The sequence below is a fragment of the Nocardioides sp. NPDC047086 genome (genome assembly GCF_040643685.1).
Classification (GTDB): Bacteria; Actinomycetota; Actinomycetes; order Propionibacteriales; family Nocardioidaceae; genus Nocardioides.
Window position 1 is genome coordinate 176290 of record NZ_JBEYUV010000006.1, and the last position, 7113, is coordinate 183402.

Genomic DNA, 7113 nt, shown 5'->3' on the forward strand with positions numbered 1-7113 from the left:
TCCTAGGAGATCAGCGGCGCCAGCCGCCGGACCGCCTCGCGGAGACGGCCCGGGGTCGTGGCCGCGTAGCCGATCACCAGACCCGGCGGACCCTCACCCTCGCGGTGCCGGCTCAGCGGGTGGACGGCGATGCCCGCCTCGAGCGCGGCCGTGGCGACAGCGGTGTCGTCGACTCCGTCGGGAAGCGTCGCCAGCACGTGCAGTCCGGCCGCGACGCCGCGGACCCGGACGGCCGGCAGATGCTCGGCGAGCGCCTCGAGCAGGGCGTCGCGCCTAGCCTTGTGCCGGTGCCGGACCAGTCTCAGGTGTCGCTCGAAGGCACCCGAGGTGAGCATCCGCGCCAGGGTGACCTGGGGTAACGCCGGGCTGGCGAGGTCGAGCCAGTAGCGAGCCTCCACCAGCTCCTCCTGCATGCCGGACGGGGCAACCAGCCAACCGATCCGCATCGCGGGCGCGAGCGTCTTGGAGACGCTGCCGAGATGGACGACCCGGTCGGGTGCGAGCACCTTCACGGCCGCGACCGGCGACCGGTCGTAGCGGTGCTCGGCGTCGTAGTCGTCCTCGATCACCAGCCGGTGCGGCACCGCCCGGACCCACTCGACCAGCTCCCGGCGCCGCTGCGGCGAGAGCACGACCCCGGTCGGGAACTGGTGGGCGGGGGTGACCACGACGGCGTCGACACCGCTGGCGTCCAGCGCGGCGACATCCAGACCGTCGCCGTCCACCGGCACCGGGACCGTCGTCATCCCCCACCGCTGCAGATGAACGCGCCCGCCATAGGACCCGGGCTCCTCGAAGCCGACGGTGGTCCTGCCGCGCTCCTCCAGCCAGCGCGCCAGGAGCACGAGCCCCTGGGCGACGCCGTTGACCACCAGGATCTCGTCGGGCGAGACCGTGAGACCGCGGGTGCGGCCCAGCCAGACCGCGAGCGCCTCCCGGAGCGCCGGCACACCGCGCGGGTCGCCGTAGCCGAGGTCGGCGCTGCCGATCTCGGCGAGCGCCTCCCGCGACGCCTTGGCCCAAGATGCCCGCGGGAACGCCGAGAGGTCCGGCACTCCCGGGGAGAGGTCCAGATCGGGAGTCGGCAGCCGGGTGGCGGCACCGAGGCGGCGTACGGCTCCGGGCACCGCGCTGACCCGGGTGCCGCCGCCGCTGCGCGCCGAGAGCAGCCCCTCGTCGGTGAGCCGCTGGTACGCCTCGACCACCACCCCGCGCGAGACCCCGAGCTGGGTCGCGAGGGTGCGCGATGCCGGCACCCGGGCCCCGACCGCGAGCCGGCCGTCGGCGACCGCGTCGCGCAGCGCACCGGTGAGCCAGGTCGCCAGCCCGCCGGCCGGCACGCCGACCGGGTCGAGCTGGAGGAAGTCGGCGCCGGTCACTTGGTCCACTCTTCCACGCCTGGTTTGGATCTGTCTGCCAGACCAAGTTCGGACCGAACCTCGTAGACATGACCGCCGAAGCCCTCCCCGCACCCGCGACCACCACCGACACCACCGCCGGAGCGTCGCCCCATCGCGGCACCCTGCTCGGCATCGTCTTCGCCGCGGCCGGGATGGCCTGCGTCGGCAGCAGCGTCGCCGTCTCCGCCGCGATCACCGACGCCCCGCTGTTCACCCTGCAGACCGTCCGGTACGCCCTCGCCGCCCTGCTCCTGCTGGCGGTCGCACGCGTCACCGGCTGGCGGGTGCCGCGACCGCGCGGTCGCGAGTGGCTCTGGCTGGCCGGAGTGGCGACCGCCGGCCTGGTGCTCTTCAACGTCGGCGTCGTCCGCGGTGTCGCCCACGCCGAACCGGCGGTGATCGGGGTCGCCGTCGCCGCGGTCCCGATGCTGCTGGCGATCGTCCCGGCGGTCGCCACCCGCACCCTCCCGGCTCTCACGGTGATCCTCGGGGCCACGGTCGTGACCGCGGGCGCTGTGGTGGTCGAGGGCTTCGGGAGGACCGATGCGGCCGGGGTGGGCTACGCGCTCCTGGTGCTCGTCTGCGAGGCGGGCTTCACGCTCCTGGCGGTGCCCGTCCTCGCGCGCCTGGGCGCCTTCGGTGTCTCGTTCCACTCGGTGTGGATGGCCACCGCCGGGATGGCCGTCATCGGTGTCACGACCGAGGGACCGGCCGCCGTCACCACCCTCGACACCGTCGACCTCCTCGCCGCGCTCCACCTGGCCGCGGTCGTCACCACGCTCGCGTTCCTGCTCTGGTTCACCGCGGTCAGGCGCCTCGGCTCCGGGCGTGCCGGGCTGCTGACCGGGGTGGTACCCGTGTCCGCGGCCGCCCTCGGCGTACCTCTCCACGGCGTCGTTCCCGGACCGATGGTGTGGCTGGGCACAGCGGTGGTCGCGCTGGGCCTGGCGATCGGGCTGCGCGGGGGCGCCGCCGCGAGGGTGACCCCGCAGCGGCGCCGAGCGATCAGCCGCGCGGGATGGTGACCGCCTGGGCGCGGTTGGCCGCGCAGACGACAGCCCGCAGGGAGGCGGTGACGATGTTCTCGTGGATGCCGATGCCCCACACGATCTCGCCGGCGATCTCACACTCGACGTACGCAGCCGCGGCGGCGTCGCCACCGGAGGAGAGAGCGTGCTCGGCGTAGTCGAGGACCCGGATCTCGGCGCCGGCCTCCTTCAGCGCGTCGACGAATGCGGCGACCGGACCGTTGCCGACGCCCCTGTAGGTGCGCTGCTCACCACGGACGCGGAGGTCGACGATCTGCTCGTCGCCACCCTCGGCGTGGGTCACCGAGGACCAGCTCTCCAGGGCGTACGGCTCCTCGCGCTCGAGGTACTCCGTCGAGAAGATCGACCAGATCTCCTCGGGGCTGACCTCGCCACCCTCGGTGTCGGTGTGCTGCTGGACGACACGCGAGAACTCGATCTGCGCGCGACGCGGCAGGTCCAGGGAGTGCTCGGTCTTGAGCAGGTAGGCGACGCCGCCCTTGCCGGACTGGCTGTTGACCCGGATGACGGCCTCGTAGGTGCGGCCGACGTCCTTGGGGTCGATGGGCAGGTAGGGCGCCTCCCACGGGATCTCGCTGGTCGGCACTCCGGCGTCGGCGGCGATCCGGTCGAGGTCCTCCAGACCCTTCTTGATGGCGTCCTGGTGGGAGCCGGAGAAGGCGGTGTAGACCAGGTCGCCCGCGTAGGGGTGGCGCGGGTGGACGTTGATGTTGGTGACGTACTCGACGGTGCGGCGGATCTCGTCGATGCCGCCGCCGATGGTGAAGTCGATCTGCGGGTCGATGCCCTGGGAGAAGAGGTTCATGCCCAGGGTGACCAGGTCGACGTTGCCGGTGCGCTCACCGTGGCCGAACAGGCAGCCCTCGACGCGGTCGGCGCCGGCCATCAGGCCGAGCTCGGTGGCGGCCACCGCGGTGCCGCGGTCGTTGTGCGGGTGCAGGCTGATGGCCGAGTGCTCGCGGCGGGTCAGCCCGCGGCCGAAGTACTCGATCTGGTCGGCGTAGGTGTTGGGCGTGGACATCTCCACGGTGGCGGGCAGGTTGAGGATGATCTCCCGGCCGGCCTCCGGCTGCCACACGTCCGAGACCCGCTCGCAGACCTCGAGGGCGTAGTCGGTGTCGGTCTGGGTGAAGATCTCCGGGCTGTACTGGTAGCCGAAGTCCTCGGTGCCGACCAGTTCGGGGACGTGCTCCTCGGCGTACTTCATCACCATCTCGGTGCCGCGCACCGCGATCCCGATGCACTCCTCCGGGGTCACGTTGAACACGACCCGGCGGAACAGCTCGGCGGTGGCGTTGTAGAGGTGGATCGTGGCGCGCGGGGCGCCAGCGATCGACTCGGCAGTGCGCGAGATGAGGTCCTCGCGGGCCTGGGTCAGAACCGAGATCTGTACGTCGTCGGGGATCCGGTCCTCCTCGACCAGCTTGCGCACGAAGTCGAAGTCGGTCTGGGAGGCCGACGGGAAGCCGACCTCGATCTCCTTGTAGCCCATCGCGACCAGCAGCTCGAACATCCGCAGCTTGCGGGCCGGCGTCATCGGGTCGATCAGGGCCTGGTTGCCGTCACGCAGGTCGGTGGAGAGCCAGCGCGGAGCCTTGGTGATCTTCTTGGAAGGCCAGGTGCGGTCCGGTACGTCGACGGGAACGAACGCGCGGTAGCGCTGGTGCGGCATCCCCGACGGCTTCTGCTGGTTGCTGGAGTTGCTCAGGTTGGTCATGCGGATTCCTCATCAGGTGGGAGCGAGTGCCGGCGCACGTCTAACCTCCGCAGCGAGGGAGTCCGGCTTCTCAGACCCCGCTGCGGCAGCTAAGGAGGAGGCTGCGCATCATGACTCGGTAACAATAACAGAACAGAACTGGCAGACTGGCGGCGCAGGCGATTGATCCTCAAACACTGAGACAGCCAAGTGCTGTGACGCGGAAAGATGGCGAAGGGGAGGAACGGGCGTGGCCCAACTCGAAGAGCTGACGGTCGAGGAGTCCTGGCGGCTCGCGGCGGACACCCAGGTCTCCCGGATCGGCTGGACCGGCCCGCGCGGCCCGGTGGTGCTACCGGTCAACCATGTCGTGCACGAGGAAGCGCTCTGGATCCGCACCTCGGCCCACTCCTCGATGGCCGAGCAGATCGACGAGAGCGCCGTCGCGCTGCTGGTCGACGACCTCGACCCCGACACCCATGTCGGCTGGTCGGCGCTGTTCAAGGGACGCGCGGAGATCCTCTACCGCGAGGACCAGATCCCCGACCTCGTCAAGAACCTCCACCCCTGGCCGGCCGGCCCCCGGCCGTTGTGGGTACGGCTGCGCCCCAAAGAGGTCACCGGTCGCCGTCTGGCCGCTGACAACTGATGCCTCGGCTGCTCGTCGTCCACCACTCCCCCACCCGGTCGCTGCAACGGCTGACCGATGCGGTGGTCTCCGGCGCCAACGACCCCGAGATCGAGGGCGTCGAGGTCGTCGTACGCCCCGCGCTGGAGGCGAGCGCCGACGACGTCCTGGCCGCCGACGGCTACGTCCTCGGCACGAGCGCCAACTTCGGCTACATGTCGGGCGCCCTGAAGCACTTCTTCGACTCGACCTTCCTGGCCGTCGGTGGCGCGCTCGACCCGTCCGGGGCAGCCGGTGAGTCCGCCGGAGAAACCGCGAAACGGCCCTACGGCCTCTACGTCCACGGCCGCTACGACACCACCGGCGCGATCCGCTCGGTGCAGTCCATCGTCGGCGCGCTCGGGTGGGCCCAGGCCTACGACATCCTCGACGTCCTGGGAGACGTCGAGGACGCCCACGTCGAGGCGGCGTACGAACTGGGAGCCACGCTGGCCGCTGTCCTCGACTGATCTGTCCTTTCGGCCCGCTCATGGATTCGCAAGTAGAGTCGACCACCGTGATCGGCCATACCCCTGGACGTACGACGTCGTTGTCCCTCGTGATCGTGGTACTCGCCGCCCTCGCGCTCAGCGGGTGCGGCGGTGAACGGGCGGCTGCCGAGGGCGAGGACCCGAAGCAGGTGGACTCGACCGCGCTGCCAGAGGTCGGCAAGTGCCGCAACCTCACCCACGAGGACGTCGCCGAGGCCTACAACTTCGACAAGTACGTCGCCTGCGACGAGCCGCACAACGCCGAGACCTTCGGCGCCGGACCGCTCCCGGACGAGTTCAAGGACGCCGAGTACGGCGACGAGAAGGTCAACGAGTGGGCTTTCAGCCAGTGCCGCAAGCTGCTGGAGAAGTACGTCGGCTCCGACCAGTCCCTGCTGATGCGCTCGATGCTCTCCCACGTCTACTTCGGCCCGTCGGAGAAGGCCTGGGACGAGGGCGCGCGCTGGATCCGCTGCGACGTGGTCGGCGGTGGCCAGCAGGGCGCCGAGTACGTCGACCTGCCGACCACCACGCGCAACCTGCTCAAGGTCAAGAAGGTCGAGGACGTCGAGGACCGGTGGATGGTGTGCGCCGAGGGCAAGACCGTCGCCTCCGCGAAGGTGCCCTGCTCCGAGCCGCACCAGATGCGCGCGGTGACGACCATCAAGCTGGGTGAGGCGAAGACCAAGTTCCTCGGTGTCGCGGAGTCCAAGAAGAAGGCCTCGCAGTACTGCAAGGGCTCGGTCCAGGCCTGGCTGGGTTACCCGGAAAGCTTCGACTACGGGTACACATGGTTCGGAGAGAAGGAGTGGAACGCCGGCAACCGCTGGGCGGTCTGCTGGGCGGTGACCGAGGAGTGAGCATGCGAGACACGCTGAAGCGGAGCCCGAAGCAGTCGGCGCCGTTGTGGGGGGCCCTCGTCGTCGTGGGGGCGATGGCTCTCGCCGGCTGCGGTGGAGGAGGCGAACCGAAGTCGGCCCCGTCGCCCTCGGCGGCGCCTCCGTCCGCCTCCGCCTCGGCCGCGCCGTCCCCGAAGGAGGGGGCCTGCTACAACCTCACCTACGAGGAGGCGCTGGCCCCGACCGCCGGCGGCACCGCGGTCACCTGCAAGGGCAAGCACACCACCCAGACGTACGCCGTGGGCCGGCTGAAGAACGTCGTCGACGGCCACCTCGTCGCGGTCGACTCGGAGCAGGTTGCGGCCCAGGTCGCCGAGGCGTGTCCCAACAAGGTCACCAAGTATCTCGGTGGCGACGCCGACGACCTGCGGCTCTCGATGCTGCGCCCGGTCTGGTTCACGCCGACGATCAAGGAGTCCGAGGCCGGCGCCAACTGGTTCCGCTGTGACGTGATCGGCATCGCCGGCCCCAAGGCCCTGATGACCCTCAAGGGCAACATGAAGGGCGTCCTGGGCGACTCCGAGACCGCCGAGCCGTTCCGGATGTGCGGCACCGCCTCGCCGAAGTCCGAGTCCTTCAAGCGCGTCCCCTGCTCCCTCAAGCACACCTGGCGCGCGCTGTCGGTCATCGACCTCGGCTCCGGGAAGTACCCCGGCGAGGCGAAGGTCAACAGCGCCGGCGCCGAGGACTGCAAGGCCGCTGCCGCCGAGGTCGCCGACGACCCGCTCAAGTACGAGTGGTCGTGGGAGTTCCCCAGCGCCGAGCAGTGGCAGGGCGGGCAGTCCTACGGGATCTGCTGGGCCCCGGCGTAATAGCCCTGCCGAGTCGGCGCATCTTGACCGGTGTCTCGCGAAGCGAAGCGAGCGAGCCGGTCAACTGGAGCAGGCCGAGGCCATGATCGCCGCCGGCGC

Annotated in this window: 7 protein-coding genes; 5 read left to right on the top strand and 2 right to left on the bottom strand. The window is 70.7% G+C overall.

Annotation, left to right across the window (positions count from 1 at the left end; all coding sequences use genetic code 11):
* Positions 1-2: 2 nt before the first annotated feature.
* Positions 3-1388 (bottom strand): PLP-dependent aminotransferase family protein, encoded by a 1386-nt coding sequence (locus ABZ796_RS07285; RefSeq protein WP_357335796.1) that lies wholly within the window; start codon positions 1386-1388, stop codon positions 3-5.
* A 59-nt stretch (positions 1389-1447) separates the two neighbouring features.
* Here ABZ796_RS07285 and ABZ796_RS07290 point away from each other — a divergent pair, with 59 nt between their 5' ends.
* Positions 1448-2425 carry a DMT family transporter gene (locus ABZ796_RS07290; RefSeq protein WP_357335798.1) on the top strand — a complete coding sequence of 326 codons (978 nt, stop codon included), beginning with the start codon at positions 1448-1450 and terminating at the stop codon, positions 2423-2425.
* Here ABZ796_RS07290 and leuA read toward each other — a convergent pair.
* Positions 2406-4166 carry a 2-isopropylmalate synthase gene (leuA, locus tag ABZ796_RS07295; RefSeq protein WP_357335800.1) on the bottom strand — a complete coding sequence of 587 codons (1761 nt, stop codon included), beginning with the start codon at positions 4164-4166 and terminating at the stop codon, positions 2406-2408. The genes ABZ796_RS07290 and leuA overlap by 20 nt on opposite strands.
* A 229-nt stretch (positions 4167-4395) precedes the next feature.
* Here leuA and ABZ796_RS07300 point away from each other — a divergent pair, with 229 nt between their 5' ends.
* From ABZ796_RS07300 to ABZ796_RS07315, 4 genes are read left to right on the top strand one after another with little or no spacing between them, the layout of a single operon-like run.
* Positions 4396-4794 (top strand): pyridoxamine 5'-phosphate oxidase family protein, encoded by a 399-nt coding sequence (locus ABZ796_RS07300; RefSeq protein WP_357335802.1) that lies wholly within the window; start codon positions 4396-4398, stop codon positions 4792-4794.
* On the top strand, positions 4794-5282 hold the full coding sequence (locus tag ABZ796_RS07305; RefSeq protein ID WP_357335803.1) for a flavodoxin family protein: 489 nt from the start codon (positions 4794-4796) through the stop codon (positions 5280-5282). Before ABZ796_RS07300 ends, ABZ796_RS07305 begins: the two co-directional genes overlap by 1 nt.
* A gap of 47 nt (positions 5283-5329) precedes the next feature.
* Positions 5330-6163, top strand: coding sequence for a septum formation family protein (locus ABZ796_RS07310; RefSeq protein ID WP_357335805.1), 834 nt, complete (start codon positions 5330-5332; stop codon positions 6161-6163).
* Positions 6164-6165: 2 nt separating this feature from the next.
* Positions 6166-7014, top strand: a complete 849-nt coding sequence (locus ABZ796_RS07315) for a septum formation family protein (protein ID WP_357335807.1) — start codon at positions 6166-6168, stop codon at positions 7012-7014.
* Positions 7015-7113: the final 99 nt, after the last annotated feature.

What these genes read in the sequence shown, in the direction of transcription:
- ABZ796_RS07290 (WP_357335798.1), top strand. Translation starts at nt 1,448, where the DNA reads ATGACCGCCGAAGCCCTCCCCGCACCCGCGACCACCACCGACACCACC.
- leuA (WP_357335800.1), bottom strand. Translation starts at nt 4,166, where the DNA reads ATGACCAACCTGAGCAACTCCAGCAACCAGCAGAAGCCGTCGGGGATG.
- ABZ796_RS07305 (WP_357335803.1), top strand. Translation starts at nt 4,794, where the DNA reads ATGCCTCGGCTGCTCGTCGTCCACCACTCCCCCACCCGGTCGCTGCAA.
- ABZ796_RS07315 (WP_357335807.1), top strand. Translation starts at nt 6,166, where the DNA reads ATGCGAGACACGCTGAAGCGGAGCCCGAAGCAGTCGGCGCCGTTGTGG.